The 16,733-nt window shown below is 37.3% G+C and carries 16 protein-coding genes; 9 read left to right on the plus strand and 7 right to left on the minus strand.

Annotated elements, in window-relative coordinates; translation table 11 throughout:
• Window positions 1-18 precede the first annotated feature (18 nt).
• Window positions 19-693: a response regulator transcription factor gene (locus PZ892_RS01025; protein ID WP_277711981.1), complete on the minus strand. Its 675-nt coding sequence runs from the start codon at window positions 691-693 to the stop codon at window positions 19-21.
• Window positions 690-2,117: a HAMP domain-containing sensor histidine kinase gene (locus PZ892_RS01030; RefSeq protein ID WP_182497876.1), complete on the minus strand. Its 1,428-nt coding sequence runs from the start codon at window positions 2,115-2,117 to the stop codon at window positions 690-692. Before PZ892_RS01030 ends, PZ892_RS01025 begins: the two co-directional genes overlap by 4 nt.
• Window positions 2,118-2,387: 270 nt before the next feature.
• On the opposite strand from PZ892_RS01030, the gene PZ892_RS01035 reads away from it, so the two are divergent.
• Together PZ892_RS01035 and PZ892_RS01040 are read left to right on the plus strand one after the other, a co-directional pair.
• On the plus strand, window positions 2,388-3,746 hold the full coding sequence (locus tag PZ892_RS01035; protein WP_182497877.1) for a DUF4270 family protein: 1,359 nt from the start codon (window positions 2,388-2,390) through the stop codon (window positions 3,744-3,746).
• A 3-nt stretch (window positions 3,747-3,749) separates the two neighbouring features.
• Window positions 3,750-4,733, plus strand: coding sequence for a kelch repeat-containing protein (locus tag PZ892_RS01040; protein ID WP_182497878.1), 984 nt, complete (start codon window positions 3,750-3,752; stop codon window positions 4,731-4,733).
• A gap of 160 nt (window positions 4,734-4,893) precedes the next feature.
• On the opposite strand, the gene PZ892_RS01045 is transcribed toward PZ892_RS01040, so the two are convergent.
• Window positions 4,894-5,883, minus strand: a complete 990-nt coding sequence (locus PZ892_RS01045; RefSeq protein ID WP_182497879.1) for an aspartate-semialdehyde dehydrogenase — start codon at window positions 5,881-5,883, stop codon at window positions 4,894-4,896.
• 370 nt (window positions 5,884-6,253) lie between these two features.
• On the opposite strand from PZ892_RS01045, the gene PZ892_RS01050 reads away from it, so the two are divergent.
• The 4 genes from PZ892_RS01050 (at window position 6,254) to PZ892_RS01065 (ending at window position 9,841) form a co-directional block, all read left to right on the plus strand.
• Window positions 6,254-7,204 carry an NAD-dependent epimerase/dehydratase family protein gene (locus PZ892_RS01050; RefSeq protein WP_094257632.1) on the plus strand — a complete coding sequence of 317 codons (951 nt, stop codon included), beginning with the start codon at window positions 6,254-6,256 and terminating at the stop codon, window positions 7,202-7,204.
• Between the two features lies 1 nt (window position 7,205).
• Window positions 7,206-7,931 (plus strand): YebC/PmpR family DNA-binding transcriptional regulator, encoded by a 726-nt coding sequence (locus PZ892_RS01055; protein WP_094257633.1) that lies wholly within the window; start codon window positions 7,206-7,208, stop codon window positions 7,929-7,931.
• A 121-nt stretch (window positions 7,932-8,052) separates the two neighbouring features.
• Window positions 8,053-9,036: a hypothetical protein gene (locus tag PZ892_RS01060; RefSeq protein ID WP_277711984.1), complete on the plus strand. Its 984-nt coding sequence runs from the start codon at window positions 8,053-8,055 to the stop codon at window positions 9,034-9,036.
• 61 nt (window positions 9,037-9,097) lie between these two features.
• A complete protein-coding gene (locus tag PZ892_RS01065) occupies window positions 9,098-9,841 on the plus strand; it encodes a DeoR/GlpR family DNA-binding transcription regulator (RefSeq protein ID WP_094257635.1) in 744 nt (247 codons plus the stop codon).
• Here PZ892_RS01065 and PZ892_RS01070 read toward each other — a convergent pair whose 3' ends face one another.
• From PZ892_RS01070 to PZ892_RS01080, 3 genes are read right to left on the minus strand one after another with little or no spacing between them, the layout of a single operon-like run.
• Window positions 9,842-10,960, minus strand: a complete 1,119-nt coding sequence (locus tag PZ892_RS01070) for a CapA family protein (protein ID WP_182497881.1) — start codon at window positions 10,958-10,960, stop codon at window positions 9,842-9,844.
• A complete protein-coding gene (locus tag PZ892_RS01075) occupies window positions 10,938-12,311 on the minus strand; it encodes a hypothetical protein (RefSeq protein ID WP_182497882.1) in 1,374 nt (457 codons plus the stop codon). The genes PZ892_RS01070 and PZ892_RS01075 overlap by 23 nt, the downstream gene beginning before the upstream one ends.
• 5 nt (window positions 12,312-12,316) lie before the next feature.
• Window positions 12,317-13,765 carry a lipopolysaccharide biosynthesis protein gene (locus tag PZ892_RS01080; RefSeq protein ID WP_182497883.1) on the minus strand — a complete coding sequence of 483 codons (1,449 nt, stop codon included), beginning with the start codon at window positions 13,763-13,765 and terminating at the stop codon, window positions 12,317-12,319.
• A gap of 124 nt (window positions 13,766-13,889) precedes the next feature.
• Between PZ892_RS01080 and PZ892_RS01085 the strand changes: the two genes are divergently transcribed.
• Window positions 13,890-14,807: a glycosyltransferase gene (locus PZ892_RS01085; protein WP_277711985.1), complete on the plus strand. Its 918-nt coding sequence runs from the start codon at window positions 13,890-13,892 to the stop codon at window positions 14,805-14,807.
• On the opposite strand, the gene PZ892_RS01090 is transcribed toward PZ892_RS01085, so the two are convergent.
• The gene (locus tag PZ892_RS01090) at window positions 14,804-15,496 is read right to left on the minus strand and encodes an FkbM family methyltransferase (protein WP_182497885.1); all 693 of its coding nucleotides are present in this window, start codon (window positions 15,494-15,496) and stop codon (window positions 14,804-14,806) included. The genes PZ892_RS01085 and PZ892_RS01090 overlap by 4 nt on opposite strands.
• Window positions 15,497-15,709: 213 nt before the next feature.
• Between PZ892_RS01090 and PZ892_RS01095 the strand changes: the two genes are divergently transcribed.
• Both PZ892_RS01095 and PZ892_RS01100 read left to right on the plus strand, forming a co-directional pair.
• On the plus strand, window positions 15,710-16,462 hold the full coding sequence (locus PZ892_RS01095; protein ID WP_182497886.1) for a glycosyltransferase family 2 protein: 753 nt from the start codon (window positions 15,710-15,712) through the stop codon (window positions 16,460-16,462).
• A complete protein-coding gene (locus PZ892_RS01100; protein WP_094257642.1) occupies window positions 16,443-16,679 on the plus strand; it encodes a DUF3820 family protein in 237 nt (78 codons plus the stop codon). The genes PZ892_RS01095 and PZ892_RS01100 overlap by 20 nt, the downstream gene beginning before the upstream one ends.
• The last annotated feature ends 54 nt before the right edge of the window (window positions 16,680-16,733 follow it).

Here is a 16,733-nt window from a genome sequence, read left to right on the forward strand (position 1 = left end):
TTCTAATGTAAGTAATTTTTAATCGACAGTGAGCATATAGCCTACCCCACGGATATTGGTAATCTTAATTCGTTCGTCTTGCGACAGGTATTTTCTGATCCTGCTGATAAAAACATCCAGGCTTCGGCCAGTAAAATAAGTGTCATTGCTCCAATAGGTAAGGATAATTTCATCTCGGGGAACGACCTTGTCTTTGTTTTCGATCAACCTTTTTAGGAGTTCGGACTCGCGGTAGGATAATTTTTCAATATTATCATCAATGCTCAAGGTGTTTTTAGCGGTATCGAGGCTGTAATTGCCGAGGATGAATTTACTGGCAGACATGCTTTGTCCCATTTTCTTGGTTGCAGCTTCTATCCGAACAATAAGTTCTTCGATTTTAAAAGGTTTACGGATATAATCATTCGCACCTAATTTAAATCCTTTGACCACATCTTCGGTTTGAGTCATTGCCGTAAGAAAGATAATAGGAGTCAATAAATCCGTTTTACGGATTTCTTTCGCAGTAGTAAATCCATCCATAATGGGCATCATGACATCCAATATTATAATATCGGGTTTGTATTTGTTATGGAAAACCAATGCTTGTTGACCGTTAAGCACATGTCTTACTTCAAAGCCGTGTGCTTCCAGGCTGTCGGAAACAATCATTGCCAGGCTTTCCTCATCTTCTACATATAGTATGTTTGTCATTTCCCCTCTTTTGGTAATTCTATAACAAAAGTACTGCCAACTGCTTCTTCGCTGTTTAGTTCAATGGTTCCTTGGTGTTGCAGGACAATTTGCTTGACATAAGCGAGTCCCAAACCGAAACCTTTGACATTATGAATATTCCCAGAAGGAACTCGGAAGAAAAGGTCAAATATCCCTTTTTGATATGCTTTAGGGATTCCAATACCATTATCTTGAACGGACAATTTATAAGAATTTCCCAATTCTGAAAGATTTATTTGGATTTTCACCTCTTCACCAGCATATTTTATGGCATTATCCAAGAGGTTGCTGATAACATTTTTGATATGGGCTTGATCCGCAAAGATTTGGAAAGAGTTTCCAGAGGAGGTTTTATGGATTTCAACAGACTTCTTGGCGAACAGTTTTGCGTTTTCGGTGCACTCATCTACCAATAGATTTAAATCAAACCAGGCCTTCTCAAGCAAGACGCCATTGGTTTCAGCGACATCAACCTGCAGTACTCTTTCAATCATATTCGAGAGGTGTTCCAATTCCTGTCTGGAGATTGCGAGATACCTATTCATACGTTCCTTATCATCCTTAGCGCCAAATCGCTGAATAGATTCTACGGCAGCCATGACGGTGGAAACAGGAGTTTTTAGTTCGTGAGTCATATTGTTAACAAAGGCTTTCCGCATTTTGGCGAGCTGATTTTGTTTCCGAATGGTCACCAACAAGGTCCAGAAGGTTCCGATTAGTGCGATGATTAGAATTAAGGAGAATAGTAATTGCCATCCAATTTGTTTCAGTAAGTGAATGGTTGGGTTAAAATAATCGGCTTCCAGATAGAGGTTATCACCCTGGTCAATAACGATAGGTCTTGATTTATTATCATTAAATCGTTGATGATAGAACTCTTTGTCTCTATTATCTTCATTAGGCAGGTTTACTAATTTCAATTCAAAGGGAGAATACATCTCTTTATCTCGCAGGGATTTTTCCAATCTAACCTGGAGTGAATCTAAGGTTGCCTGATTCCAATTGATGGTACGCACCACATAGGATGAAATAAAATGGCGGGTCATTTTATTTTTAGTATTTGTGGAGTCGTTATTATTTTGTTTTTCGTTTCTACGGCCGAAATTTTGGTTATCAAAGATGTTTTTGACGGTATCAACATTGATTTCAGGATATTTATCCTTTATTGCGGACGACAATCGTTCAATACGGTCTTTTCTTTGGTTTTGGTTTTCTTTCTGGATTTGTTCCTCATTTTCATTATAAAAATCCTGAACGACATCAAATAGTTCATGTTCGGTCATTCCAAGATAGAACTGTTTATGCCCATAATAACTTCCCAATAGCCAAAAACCCAATACGACGATGATCCCGGCGATGGTGAGGACAATGGAAGCGAGCAATATTTTATACTTTTTTAACATAATTAAAACAAATTTAAATTAGTAGATTTGCTCCGCATAAATATTAGTGTGCTTTTAACAAATTATAACACTGATTAACAAAGTGCTAATAAATTGTCGCATTTTTGGTAAATAATACGTTATTTGCTCAATAGGTTTATGCTGCATACGAAGATTTTCCATGGCAAGAGCGAAATTGAGGTTTGAGGAAGGGATGTTATTGACGTTTTTAACATTTAATAACATTGAATAACCTCCATCAATTTATACTTTTGCTTGACTAATGAATTTATGATTAAATATTTACGAATTATTCTTTTTGCTACTCTTGGTGTAAGTGCTGCATTTTTTACAGTAAGTTGTGATAAGGATATGTCGATTTCCTTGGATAACGATAACCTTGATAACCTTATAGTAACTTCCGAGGATTCTATAGCTGCAGAGGTTAGCACCGTTCAGATGCCAAACATTCCTACTTCCGGTTCAGGTGTAGTGTTAGTTGGGAAGTTTACTCAGGCACCAGTTGGTAGCTTAGAATCGAGTTCTTATTTCCGTTTAAATCCTGCCGGCATCAGCAATGATATCCCAAGTGATGCAACGTTTGACTCCTTGAATCTTGTGATTCGTCAAAGTAGCAAAATGTTGAATTATGGTGATACCTCAAAAGTTCAAACGATTACTGCTCACCGATTGACTCAATCATTAGAGCGTAAAACTATTGATAACTCAATTACAGGAAGACCATTACCATTTTATATTACTGGAGCAGCAATCTTTGGAAATCAAAAATTCAATTATTCAACTGCTGCATTAGGGTCGGTTAGTTTTGTTCCTAAAAAGAATAGAATGGACTCGCTATCTATTAAATTAGATAATGCATTAGGAAATGAGTTCTTTACAAGAATAAAAACGAATCATTTTTCATTTACTTCAGCGAGTAATTTCGAAGAATACTTTAAAGGGATAAGCTTGGTTCCGGGTGCAACGAACACAGCTATGCTAGCTTTTTCTGATACTTTACAGGTTCGAGTTAACTATAGTTATAAAGGAACAGATGGATTTAAGAAAAAAGGCATCAAAGTTCTTAGTTTGAGTGAGAAATCGCTTCAATTCAATAATATAGTGAACAATGTATCGGGAACTATTTTTGATGGGTTAAGTGCTACAAAACCATTATCTAGCAAAAACACGAATGGTATCGCCTATATTCAAGGTGGATCAGGTGTTGCGACGGAGATAAAATTCCCTGGATTGCGTGAATTCCTACAGCAAGAAGGTCTTGCCGTCAATCAGGCAGAATTAGAAATTGAATTAGAGAGCAAACATGTGGGTGCATTTCCTGCGGCTCCAAATCCTATATTGATGATTAGTAATTCTGGTATTCCAAGGTCATATGTGATGACCCCGTTTTCTAATCAGCCTCAAACAGGTATTTACATTTTAGGGGACAATACGGGTAAAAAGGGTAGATACAGGTTTAATTTGATTGAGCATGTAAAAACCGTATTGAATTCCGAGACTAATGAGCAATCATTATTCTTATCTTTGCCACCGGCTCTATTACAGAGTTCGGGATTCACAACAGTCTTAGCGACTGAGAAGAATAAACCGAAAGTTAAATTATATATCGTATATACAAAATTTAAATAGTCTATGAATAAGAGAAATTGGCTTATCCTGCTTTTAATTGGAGCCTTCGCAATTACAACTTTTAACTCATGTAAGAAAGAGGAGACCACAGAAACGGATTCAGGCCCTACGGAATGGGAAAAATCAAGTGATTTTTCAGGTAAACCTAGAAATGGAGCTGCAACGTTTACCATTAATGATGTTGCATACGTTGTTGGTGGACAATTAAAGAATTTTGATTTATTAAGTGATTCTTATTCATTTGATGGAACATCATGGTCACAAAAAGCAGAGTTTACAGGAGATAAACGCCATGGAGCGGTTGGATTTTCTGTAGCAGGCAAAGGATATGTAGGATTGGGATATGATGGAGAAGAGTTGTTTAAGGATTTTTATCAATATGATCCAGCAGCAAATACTTGGAAGAAAGTTGCTGATTTTCCAGAAACGGCTAGTGGTCGTATTGGAGCAGTTGCTTTTACCATCGGTAATGCAGCTTACGTTGGATTAGGAAGAGATGATTTGGATGAATCATTTAATGATTTGTACAAATACGATCCTGCAACGGATAAATGGTCAAAAGTTGAAAAATCATTCCCATCGAAAACAAACTATGCATTTGCATTTGTGATCAACAATGTAGCATATGTAGGTGGTGGAATTAAAGGAGCTACTTTAGTTACTGATTTCTATTCATTTGATGGTAAGGATTGGGTTCAGAAGAAAGCTTTAGATGCAGATAACAAAGATGTTAAAAGATATGCAGCTGGTGCATTTGCAGTTGGAAGTAATGGATATGTAGTTTCAGGTCGTTCTTCAGCAGGTATTGTAACTACAGTTTGGAAATACAATCCTTCAGAAAACGCTTGGTCAAACAATAGCCAAGCGATTGGATCACCACGTGAAAAAGCTGCTGCATTTGCAATCAAAGGTAAAGGCTATATCACTACAGGTAGTACAGGATCAACTTTCTTGGATGATACTTACGTATTTACTCCAGTAAGATAAAATATTATTTACTAATCAAAAAGGGGTGTTGAATAAACATCCCTTTTTTATTTAACGAGTTTCTATCGGATTGATCAGTAGGTTCTTCATAGAAAAGAAAACGCATAAAAAAGGGGTAATCAATTGATTACCCCTTTTTTCTGTATTTTATTAATCTATCTTAGATAAGACCTTTAGAAGTTAATAATTCTGCTACCTGAACAGCATTCGTTGCAGCACCTTTGCGAAGGTTATCTGCTACTACCCATAAGTTTAAGGTTTTTTCTTGAGTTTCATCTCTACGGATACGACCAACAAAAACTTCATCTCTTCCGTGTGCATCTTTAGGCATAGGATATTCCAAGTTTGCAGGGTTATCCACAACAATTACCCCTTCTTGAGCTGCTAAAGCAGCACGAACATCTGCCAAGTCAAATTCGTTTTCGAATTCGATATTTACTGATTCCGAGTGACCTCCGATTACTGGGATACGCACGGTAGTCGCAGTGACCTTGATCGAGTCATCACCCATAATCTTATTGGTTTCTTGAATCATTTTCATTTCTTCTTTCGTGTATCCGTTATCTTGGAATACATCGATATGCGGGATTACATTTAAGTCGATTTGATAAGGATAAGCTTTTTCGCCTTCGATACCTTTACGTTCGTTCATAAGTTGATCAACCGCTTTCACGCCAGTACCTGTTACAGACTGATAGGTAGAAACTACGACACGTTTGATTTTATATTTTTCATGCAGAGGTTTCATTACGACTACCATCTGAATGGTTGAACAATTCGGGTTAGCGATAATTTTATCGTCTGCAGTCAATACATCTCCATTTACTTCAGGGACTATCAATTTTTTAGTTGGGTCCATACGCCAAGCCGAGGAGTTATCGATTACCGTAATTCCAGCTTCGGCGAATTGAGGAGCAAATTCGGTAGAGGTACTTCCACCAGCAGAGAAAAGGGCTACATCCGGTTTAAGAGCAATAGCTTCCGATGCAGTTACAACCTTATACTTCTTTCCCTTGAATTCAATTTCCTTACCCTTACTTCTTTCAGAAGCTACTGGAATCAATTCTGTTACTGGGAAATTACGTTCCGCTAAAACTGTCAACATTTCTGACCCGACTAGACCTGTCGCGCCTACTACTGCAACTTTCATAAATAATATTTGCTTAAAATTTTAATTATTATTGATTTTATTAAGGTAACAAACATACTAAATAAACCTGAACAAATTTGATATATTTTCGCTTTTAATAATTGATTATCACAATGATGGAATAAAGTTCAACGAGAATCTGTTTTTTATGTAAATCGTTCAGTTAACTAGGGGTTTTGTTGACAATGTTTCATTGAAAAATTGGTTTTGGCGACTTAAAAAATGGGAATACCTTTTGAATGTAAAAATTTAAATCATACGTTTGCGCAAAATGTTGGGAAACATCATATTCAGGCATTTAATTGGTAATTTCGCCATATTATTTTAGAGTTATTGAAATAACTAAATTTATAAAACTATCATTTCCATAATGAAAGAAGTCATTTTGATGATCGGAGCCAATGGTCAAATTGGTTCAGAGTTAGCCGCAGCATTGCGAATTAAGTTCGGAAACGAGAATGTTATTACCTCAGATATCAGAGCGCCGAAGGAAATTGCCGAAGGTGAGATTTTTGAGACACTAAATGTTCTGGATAAAGAAGCTATTAAAGCTTTGATAATAAAATATAAACCTACTCAAATTTATTTATTAGCAGCGATGTTATCGGCTACTGGGGAGCAATATCCACAGAAAGCCTGGGATTTGAATATGAATGGGTTATTGAATGTTTTGGATTTAGCAGTTGAATTGGGTGTTAAGAAAATCTTTTGGCCGAGCTCGATTGCTGTCTTTGGTCCACATTCACCAAAAGTAGATACACCACAATACTGTGTGATGGATCCGAATAGTATTTATGGGATCAGTAAATTAGCTGGTGAGCGTTTATGTGAGTATTACCATAACAAATATGGGTTGGATATCCGTAGTATTCGTTATCCGGGCATTATATCATGGCGTACAGAACCAGGAGGTGGTACGACAGACTATGCGGTTCATATCTTTTTTGAGGCTATTCGTCAAGGGAAGTATGAGTCGTTTTTAAGTTCGACGACCGAGTTACCAATGTTATATATGGATGATGCGGTTCGTGGGACGATTGAGTTAATGGATGCAGAATCAGAGGGTTTAAGTATTCGTTCGAGCTATAATCTTTCGGGAGTTAGTTTCACTCCAACAGAAATAGCTGAAGAAATTAAAAAAATTCTCCCTAATTTTGAGATCTCCTATTCAGACAATGATCCGCGTCAAGCAATTGCTGATTCATGGCCAAAGAGCATCAATGATGATCAAGCAAGGGCAGATTGGGGTTGGAAACCAACATTTGATCTGGCAGGGATGGCACAAGACATGCTGGAGAATCTTAAAACAAAACTAAAATAAAATGGGTAGAGCTTTCGAATTCAGAAAAGAAAGAAAATTTAAACGCTGGGCCAAGATGGCCGTTCAATTTACGCGTCTTGGAAAAGAAATTGCAATCGCAGTAAAAGAAGGCGGTCCTCACCCGGAGAATAATTCCCGCTTACGGACTGCAATTCAAAATGCGAAGGCCGTAAATATGCCAAAAGATCGGGTTGAAGCGGCGATTAAAAGAGCCTCTGAGAAGGATTCAAAAGGTTACGAAGAGTTTGTCTATGAAGGATATGGTCCTCATGGAGTACCTGTATTAATAGAAACAGCTACAGATAATACCAATAGAACCGTTGCTAACGTAAGAAGTTATTTTACAAAAGCAGGTGGTTCATTAGGAAAAACAGGTTCCTTGGATTTTATTTTCCAAAGGAAATCCGTATTTCGTTTTCCAGCAGCCGAGGAATTGGATGTTGAAGAACTGGAATTGGAGTTAATTGATGGCGGATTAGAAGAACTATATGTAGAGGCTGATGAAGAAGGAAACGACATTGTCGTTGTACAAACTTCTTTTGAAGATTTCGGAAATATGCAACGTTTATTGGAGGAAAAGGGGATAGAAGTATCATCTGCCAAGACGGAACGTATTGCCCTTTCACATACTAATCTTACAGAAGAACAAGCTGCGGATGTCCTGAAATTAATTGATAGGATTGAAGAAGATGATGATGTTCAGGCAGTTTATCATAATATGGATTAATCCATAAGATTATATTAAGAATTTAAAAGAGGGCATGCCCTCTTTTTTGTTTTGGATTCATACTGATTCCTTAAAAAATTGTTGCTACGGCTTTTTTAGGTCTAAATGTATACATTTGTATATGCTATCATTCACGGAATTTTTTACGAAAAAGAAAATTGATATCAAAGCTTTACAACAAGCAAAGCCTGATCTATATCATGAATTTGATAGGGATTATGCTTTAATGGGTGAAAAGAGTTTTGATCATAGCAAGAAATTTTGGTTTAATAGATTAAGGAAAGAATACTTACTTCAAGAGATTGAGATTTCGGAACCTAAGAAAGTGGAGGACAAGGTTGCGGCGACCAGTACAGGCAGTGTTATTGAGGAATCAACTGCGAAGAAGCCAATGGGATTCCGTCCTAAGTTCAAATCCGCAACGGTAAAACCTGCTGATGAGAAACCAGTTGAAGAAGCGAAAGAGCAAACAGAGAAAACAGAGTCTAAGCCGGTGACTGGATTTAAGCCACGTTTTAAGGTCAGTACGCCTCCTGTTTCTAAAGATGCAACGAATACCACAGAAGAATCAACCAAGGCCGTAGAAGTAAAGGGAGAGGCAATAGAGGGAAAGGAAGCTCCAGTTAAACCAAAGGGATTTACGCCGAGGTTTAAGGCTGCTAATCTACCTAAGAAAGTAGAACCTGAGAAAAAAGAAGAGGATATAAAAGATTCAAATACAGAAGCGAAAACTGAAGAAGTTAAATCGGAGGAGACAGCTTCAAAGCCAAAGGGATTTACGCCGAGATTTAAGGCAACAAACCTTCCAAAGAAAGTAGAAGCGGAATCTTCAAGGGAGGAAGATGCTTCAAAGGCCAATCAAGAACTAGCAGGGGAATCGAAGGTTCCCGAAAGTAATGAGGAACCAAAATCTAAACCGACAGGCTTTAAACCTAGATTTAAAGCAGGTGTTACCAAGATAAATACTAATCAAGAGGAAAAGGAACCTGAAAACCCTAAAGTTCCATCTGAAGAAGCTGAACCTCAACAAACATCAAAACCTATTGGATTCAAGCCCCGCTTTGCGGCGAAGAAGTCTACTGATCAAAAGAATAAAGAGGATTAGAAAGATTTCGTATAAAATCTGATTTATTTTATATTTTTAGATTCAAAATTGATAATAAATTATGTTAAAAGAAGAAAGACAAGCCTATATCATACATCAAATTAATATACACAACAAAGTTTTATCTTCGGATTTAAGTGTTCAGTTAAATGTTTCTGAGGATACCATTCGTCGGGATTTAAATGAGTTGGCAGAGAGTGGAAAAGTATTGAAGGTATATGGTGGGGCCTTATCGAAGTCTTTTCAATATCCCTTTCAGGAAGGAAATGTTTATGCCAAAGAGGCAAAGAAAGAGATTGCTTCGAAGGCTATTTCATTAATCCAGAGTGGGATGACAATTTTAGTGGGCGGTGGGACGAGTATGATTGAATTGGCACGGTTGGTTCCGAAGGATGTTCAATGTACTTTCTTTACAATCAGCCCATTGGTTGCCTTGGAATTGGCTGAGAAAGAAAATTTGGAGGTCTTTCTTTTAGGAGGGAAATTATCCAGAAATACCAATGTGGTATCGGGTTCACAAGTTATCAATGAGTTATCAGATATCAAGGTGGATTTATGTTTATTGGGGACGAACAGTTTATCGGTAGAAGAAGGAGTTACGGATTCAGATTGGGAAGTTGTTCAGATCAAAAAAGCCATGATCAAATGTTCTCAGAAATTAGGGGTTTTGAGTATAGTGGAGAAATTGAATTCCAACCAGAAGCTAAGGGTGTGCCCATTAAAGGATATTACCTACCTTATTACAGATTTAAACCCTAAGCATCCTAGTTTGGAGGAGTTTAGTAAGCAAATAAATATTATTTAATCAGATTTTCTTATTAAAAGTTTTTATACGGATGGCTCTTTCAACGAGCCATTTGTTGCTTTCAATAAATAGATTATGCCAAATCAGGTTATAATTTATCCTTCGATTGAAAAATGTTCTTTTAGCATGCTTCAACAATTTGCTGATGCTATACCCTGCTAGTCCATTAAAAGGTTTTGCATAGTAATTCGCATGGTGTTTTTTCCATTCTTCCACAGCTTTTTTATTGACATATTCTTCATAATCATGATTATTCAGTTTTTCTGATAATGGTCTTATGAAATCTAGGGATAATTTTTTGTCCTTTAATTCTACTGTTTGTTTTTTCTTTTCAACGATATGGAGAAAGTGCTGATTTAGATTTTTGTTTTCGAATTCAAGTTCAAGGACAGCGCCAATATTCCACTGCGGATGATTAGCATGATAGTCGAAATAGAAATTTCCCAGGCTGTAAACGATTAATTTCTGGTTATATTCTTCAATCCCTTGGACAATATGCGGATGGTGGGCAATGATTACATCAGCCCCGAGATCAATCAATTCTTTATAGCGGTCTTTCCATTCGGGGATTGGCACATCGAGGAGTTCCACACCAGCATGGACCTGAACAATAAGGACATCCACTTGGCTTTTGTAGTTCTGAATATCCTGATTGACCCGTTTGGCGTTTACCCAAGCATGCCCCACTTTACGATCCCCATTCAATGCGCCATAACCATTCTCACCATAGGCCAAAAATCCATATTTGACATCATCAAAGATTCTGGTTTTAAGTTGATATGCTTGTTGTTCGTTTCCGACACCCAGGGTTTCTTGAACTGGGAATAGTTGCATTGTTTTAAGGAGCGCTTCTTCACCAAAATCATTAATATGATTATTGGCCATTGCAAAGCAATTGAATCCAAGGTCCTGCACCCATTGAGCTGCAGATTGATTTTGCGCGAGATGGGGGCCAGTTTTATGGATTGGACTTCCGACCCCTTTAATTGGGGCTTCGAAATTACATGATTTAAGAATTGCGGAGTCGAATAATTCCTGCAAAGCTGGGGAAAATTGAGGTTGTTTTTCACAGACCACATCCCCAACGAAGATAAACTTATGCTTGGAGGCTGCTTGCATTTCTCTTTAATAATAAAGTTTCAATCGGTTTGATTGTAATATAAGCAAAATATGCTTCCAATAAATCGTTTTTTGCGCCAAATAATTTCAAAACACCTTTCACTTTTGGAGTATGCATTAGGGTTTGAAAGATTTTTTCTTTCCTGCCAATATGCATTATCTTTTGATTGATCCAATTGAGATAATCAATATTGAAACATTCCTTTAAGGTTTCCACATTCAATGGAATCAAGCTTTCATTTAATAAAGCGTAATAGTTTAAGGAGTTTTGATAGGTGTATTTATGTTTTTCCTCTTCAAATAGGAGGTTATTTTTTCTGAAGAAATCTCTTTGCCAAGCACGGTTTTCACGTCTATCTGCAGGTAGATTCAACATGGAAATAGCGAGGTCTTCATCCACGAATGGGGAATATCCAGGGTAGGCTATTTTTGCGGGAACTGAGATGAGATATTGAAGCATCATCATTTTAGTTCTCATAGCGGTGATAATCCGGTATTCGGGAGAGGATAAATATTCTTTTTGTCGGTCGTAAATTGGTTCGACAATTCCGCTATAATCCACGTTCATTGCTAATTTAGAGTCAGCGCTCATGCCATGCGTATATCCCAAGGTGCGGTAAGAAGCGGCACTGTCGATCATAGGGACCTTGACTGCACCGGCCCAAGCATCGCCTATAATTCCACTTAAAAGATGCATGGGATTTCCTTGTTCCAGGTGTTTTATTTTATGGTAAAACTCCATATGGTAAGTTCCAGAGGCTGCGACTGCGGGGCCAAACTGTTCATACCATTGATCCATATAGACATTGAATTTTCCTAAGGAGATTCTTTTCCAATAGGTATTTAGTCTTTGAGATAATAAACCTGCATAGACTGCCTCCCTTGATTCATCCTGATTTAAGGAAGTTCCATAGGTATAGGCATGGATTCGGCTTTTATCATTGATTAATACATTCATTAATCGGGAGTCAAAACCGCCACTTGTAGGGATTAAAATATCATCTTGGAATCCATCAGCCCAGTCATTTACTGATTTACGCAGTTTTTCAATAACATCATCCTCATTTGACTTTTTGCCAAGTAATTGCAGGGTTTTGTCTTCGTGGTTCTTTACAACTAACTGATTGTTTTCAAGGGATAAAGACTGGTTGGGGAGCAAATATTGGACATTTTTTACTGGAGTATGTCCAAAGACGCTATATCCAAAATCTAAGTATGCTGCTAAGCCTTCTGGATCAATTTCCAGGTTGTTGTAATCAATGACCTCATTAATATCTTGGCTGTATTTTCCAGTAATTAAATTATAGAATACAGTTTGATAACCGACCCAATTTCCTTTTGCAACTTCCATTAAGATTATTTAGCTAATTTTTTCTTTAACATTCCTAATATTTCGAGCCAGATATCATTTTTTAAGACATGGCTAGCTCCTAAATAAATAATTACGAATATAAGGGTTTGTACGATGATGAGCGCCAAATCGTGCGTGATTAGGTTTAGGTATAAGGGTAGGTAAGCGAAAAATGCTGCTACAATTGATACGAGAACTGTTGGCAAAAGGTCTTTAGCCTGCGTCCAAATTTGGTATCCATAGACCTTTCCACTCATGATTGCTGCAATGATAAAGCAGATGACCCGTACAGTCAGCAATCCTACCGCAATCATTAGCAATCCATTTTGATAGGTCAAAAACAAAAATAGAATTGCCAGGGATACCTTGATAATCTCAAGTCTTAAAAAGAATTTTGAACTGCCTTTTATATTTAAGAAGTTGACATTGAGGTCGGTCAAGGAGGTGAAAATACTTGCTAAACACAAAATTTGAAATATGGGGATTGAAGGGATCCATTTATCTGTTAGGAAATAAATGAAGCCTGGTTTTGCTACACATATCGCCAAAAAACTTATGGGAATTAAGGTGAATGCTAATGTAGACATGGTTTTCCGAGTTGCATTCAAAAATCTCGGTGCATCATCCTGTATAGGAGTAAGTGTAGAAAGGGTAGTTCCTTGAATAATTGCAGTAATGGTCGTTCCGGGAGTTTCGCCCCATTTATTACCTTGAAAATAGATACCGACATCATCTGAACTGTAATGTCGTCCTAAAAAAAATGAATAAAAAGGAGACAAGATTTTTCCCAACATATTGGAAAACATAAAGGAAATAGAAAAAGCAAAATGGTTCTTTAAAGATGCTGGGCTAAAGAAGAAATTCACTTTCCAATTTCCCCATATCCATAACATGAGGGTTCTGAAAAAGGTGTACAACAGAGGTTGTAAAATCAATGCCCATACGCCAAATCCCAATAAAGCTATTAAAATGACGAGAATTCCAGCAAATAAAATTGCCAATACATTGATTCTAGTTGTCAGTTTGAACTTAAATTGTTTTAATATTTTAACATACTGGACGATTCCAAATGAATGGACGATAATTTGCAGGAATAGTACTCTGGCATATAATGCTAAACCGGGGACATTGTTGTATTGTTCGATATAAGGGGCGGAAAAGAATAAGATGAGATAAATAATCACACTTACCATTAAGTTAAAGGTAAACATGGTTGAATAATCTTTTTCCTCGACCACTTTTGTTCGGATTAAGGATGTGGCAAGACCGCTATCGACAAATGAAGTTGCGATTACTGAGAAAATCATCAGGACTGCGACTACACCGAAATCCTCAGTAGTTAAGATCCTGGCAGTAATGATACCGACAATGGTAACAATTGCTTGGTTGCCAAATCGATCTAAGGCATTCCAGAAAAGGCCTTGAATTGTGATATTCTTAGTGTTTTCGCTCATTTATCCGAATAATCAACAAATTTAGGAAAGATTATTGTACAGCATAAGAAAAAAGCATTATACTTAATGCATTACGAGATTTACTCATATATTTGATTTAGAATATTTTGATTTTCTGTTTCACATGCTAGCACCCATCGCATTATTTGTTTACAATAGACCCCAACATACCCGTAAGACATTAGCAGCTCTTGAGGCCAATACCTTGGCGGAAGAATCTGATATTTATATTTTTTCCGATGGTGCCAAGACCGCGCAGGACATTGAGTCGGTGAATCAGGTACGCTCGATTATCCGGGAACCCTGGAAGTTTAAGCATATATATATTATTGAGCGTTCTCAAAACAAGGGTTTAGCCAATAGCATCATAGAAGGTGTGAGTCAGGTTGTGCAGAAACATGGGAAGATCATAGTATTGGAGGATGATTTAGAGACTTCCACCTATGCGCTTCAATATTTCAATGATGCCTTGATTCAGTACGAGGATCAAGAAAAGGTCATGGAGATTTCAGGATATATGTATCCGGTTGAAAAGCCGAAGAAATTGCCACAATCATTTTTATTTAGGGTCGCGAACAGTTGGGGATGGGCAACGTGGGCGCGGGCGTGGAAGCATTTTAATCCAGACATTGAGGAGTTAACGAAAGATTTCACACGTAAGCAGCGGAAGGCATTTTCTGTGGATGGATCGGAGAATTTTTGGAAACAAGTGCAGCAGTTCAAAGCTGGCAAGATTAATTCTTGGGCCATTCGATGGTATCTATCGGTATTCAATCAAGGCGGGTTGGCCTTGTATCCACGATATTCCTTTATTCAAAATACAGGGACAGATGGTTCCGGAACACATTCTGATGTGGATCAGGTATATAGAGTGGAACTATCAAAAAAACCAGTACGCAAGTTTCCAGTTATCATTGAAGAGGATCCGCTAGCCTTTGAGGCGATAAAGCATTTCTATAAGAACCGTAAGGGGACTTTTTTCGAAAGGCTAGCCAAGTATCTTGAGAAAAAGATGTTGGAGCGGAAAATGCGTAAAATCTAATTTTCCTCCTGATTTTTAAAAAATAACGTTCTTTTGGTTTTTGCGACCAAGGCATAACCTTTTTGTAGCATAAGCTGAAATACCTCAGATTGGTTAAGGTCAGCAATCGCCAATTCTTCTTCGACGAGGACGAATGTTGGTCTATATTGTTGCCAATCATTACTATTCAATACAATTAGGTCGAATCCTTCGGCATCTACGGATAAGAAGTCTATTCTTTTTCCTTTCGGAACATATTTCTGTAGGACCTCTTTTAGAGGTAATGTAGGAACGGGAATTGTTTTTAAAAGATGATATTTTGCATTTAAGCCATCTCTTTTTTCGGAGATTTCTTTGGAGAAACCATTAAGAGCGGGTTCATTGAAGCAGTAATAGGTCAATTCTTGGGGGCTTTCGCTGATTCCAATATTAAGATTGACATCTTTTTTACGAAACCATTTGAACCATTTCATGGCTTCAGGGGAAGGTTCGATATTAATTCCACGCCAACCTTTTTTATAGAAATACATGGTGTTTGAGAAACGATAGGGATGATGCGCACCAACGTCAATATAGAAACCTTTATAGTTTTTTCTACCTTCATAGAAGCCACGGAGGACCATGTCTTCCCCTTCTTGGGAGAAAGAACGGGCATGAAAGAATTTATGGATCGGAAAATATGTTAAGATAGTTTTTTTAAGTTTTGACATTTGGTCTATAGATTTTTCAATCGTTAATTTATTCAATTAAAGTACAATTATTTTTTTAGGTAATTAGGATCGGGAAAAAATTTAGGAGCTTTTAACATTTTGATTTAGGATGATTGAAGTTCTGGGATGGTCTAAGAAAAATTTGAACTGCGTATTTGTTTTTCAATTACCTATTTTTGCAGTGTTCATTCATAATAATCATTTTCCATTAGCATGGCTTATCCAAAGGTTTCAATTATTACCATAGTTTTCAATAATGTCCGCGATATTGGTTTTACGTTGGCTTCGGTTGACAAGCAGACCTATCCGAACATTGAATATATCGTGATTGATGGAAAATCTACTGATGGTACGTTGGATGTTCTTTCAGAATACCGGGATACAATTAACGTGTTGGTTTCGGAGAAGGATAATGGGATTTACGATGCGATGAACAAGGGATTATCCTTGGCTACGGGGGATTACGTCTTATTTTTAAATTCTGGAGACGAGCTTTATGCTGCCAATACCTTAGAGAAGGTTTTTGGGAATGAGGATTATGCGGATATTTATTATGGTGAGACGAAACTCATCAATGAGGATCGGGAGGTGATTGGGGATAGACGGCATAAGACCCCTGAGAATTTTGATTGGCAATCGTTTAAGTATGGGATGAATGTTTGTCATCAAGCGATTTATATCAAGCGTAGCTTAACTACTCCCTATGATTTGCGATATAAATTGAGTTCAGACATAGATTGGGTTATTCGGGCTGCTCAAAAGGCGAATAAGGTAGTCAATGTCAAGGATTATGTAGCAAAATATTTGGTTGGGGGGATGTCACAACAGCGACATAAGCAGAGTTTGAAGGAGCGATATGCTATTTTTAAGAAATATTATGGTTTTGTTCCCAACCTTATCAACCATGGTGTTATCGCGATGCGATTATTAGTTCATCGATTGAAGCATGGCAAAACAAGAGACTAATTTTTTGAATCCCAATTTATTGGTTGAATTGGCAAATAGTCGGATGCCATTTGGGAAATATCAAGGCTATTTATTGATGTACTTGCCGGAGCCCTATTTGGCTTGGTTCAAGCAAAAGGGGTTTCCTCCTGGGAAAATAGGGGTTTTACTGGAGACATTATATGAAATAAAGCTGAATGGCTTGGAGTATTTGTTGACTCCCTTAATCAAAAAGTGATGAATATCAATTTTTGATCATTCAATTTTTTTATCTTTGCATCATTATTTAAAA

The organism is Sphingobacterium sp. WM, assembly GCF_029542465.1.
Taxonomy (GTDB): domain Bacteria; phylum Bacteroidota; class Bacteroidia; order Sphingobacteriales; family Sphingobacteriaceae; genus Sphingobacterium; species Sphingobacterium cellulitidis.

Excerpts from the sequence above, each read along its gene's own strand:
- PZ892_RS01035 (WP_182497877.1), top strand. The coding sequence starts at position 2,388 with ATGATTAAATATTTACGAATTATTCTTTTTGCTACTCTTGGTGTAAGT.
- PZ892_RS01100 (WP_094257642.1), top strand. The coding sequence starts at position 16,443 with ATGGCAAAACAAGAGACTAATTTTTTGAATCCCAATTTATTGGTTGAA.
- PZ892_RS01060 (WP_277711984.1), top strand. The coding sequence starts at position 8,053 with ATGCTATCATTCACGGAATTTTTTACGAAAAAGAAAATTGATATCAAA.
- PZ892_RS01095 (WP_182497886.1), top strand. The coding sequence starts at position 15,710 with ATGGCTTATCCAAAGGTTTCAATTATTACCATAGTTTTCAATAATGTC.
- PZ892_RS01055 (WP_094257633.1), top strand. The coding sequence starts at position 7,206 with ATGGGTAGAGCTTTCGAATTCAGAAAAGAAAGAAAATTTAAACGCTGG.
- PZ892_RS01075 (WP_182497882.1), bottom strand. The coding sequence starts at position 12,311 with ATGGAAGTTGCAAAAGGAAATTGGGTCGGTTATCAAACTGTATTCTAT.
- PZ892_RS01080 (WP_182497883.1), bottom strand. The coding sequence starts at position 13,765 with ATGAGCGAAAACACTAAGAATATCACAATTCAAGGCCTTTTCTGGAAT.
- PZ892_RS01065 (WP_094257635.1), top strand. The coding sequence starts at position 9,098 with ATGTTAAAAGAAGAAAGACAAGCCTATATCATACATCAAATTAATATA.
- PZ892_RS01050 (WP_094257632.1), top strand. The coding sequence starts at position 6,254 with ATGAAAGAAGTCATTTTGATGATCGGAGCCAATGGTCAAATTGGTTCA.
- PZ892_RS01030 (WP_182497876.1), bottom strand. The coding sequence starts at position 2,117 with ATGTTAAAAAAGTATAAAATATTGCTCGCTTCCATTGTCCTCACCATC.
- PZ892_RS01025 (WP_277711981.1), bottom strand. The coding sequence starts at position 693 with ATGACAAACATACTATATGTAGAAGATGAGGAAAGCCTGGCAATGATT.
- PZ892_RS01085 (WP_277711985.1), top strand. The coding sequence starts at position 13,890 with ATGCTAGCACCCATCGCATTATTTGTTTACAATAGACCCCAACATACC.
- PZ892_RS01040 (WP_182497878.1), top strand. The coding sequence starts at position 3,750 with ATGAATAAGAGAAATTGGCTTATCCTGCTTTTAATTGGAGCCTTCGCA.
- PZ892_RS01090 (WP_182497885.1), bottom strand. The coding sequence starts at position 15,496 with ATGTCAAAACTTAAAAAAACTATCTTAACATATTTTCCGATCCATAAA.
- PZ892_RS01070 (WP_182497881.1), bottom strand. The coding sequence starts at position 10,960 with ATGCAAGCAGCCTCCAAGCATAAGTTTATCTTCGTTGGGGATGTGGTC.
- PZ892_RS01045 (WP_182497879.1), bottom strand. The coding sequence starts at position 5,883 with ATGAAAGTTGCAGTAGTAGGCGCGACAGGTCTAGTCGGGTCAGAAATG.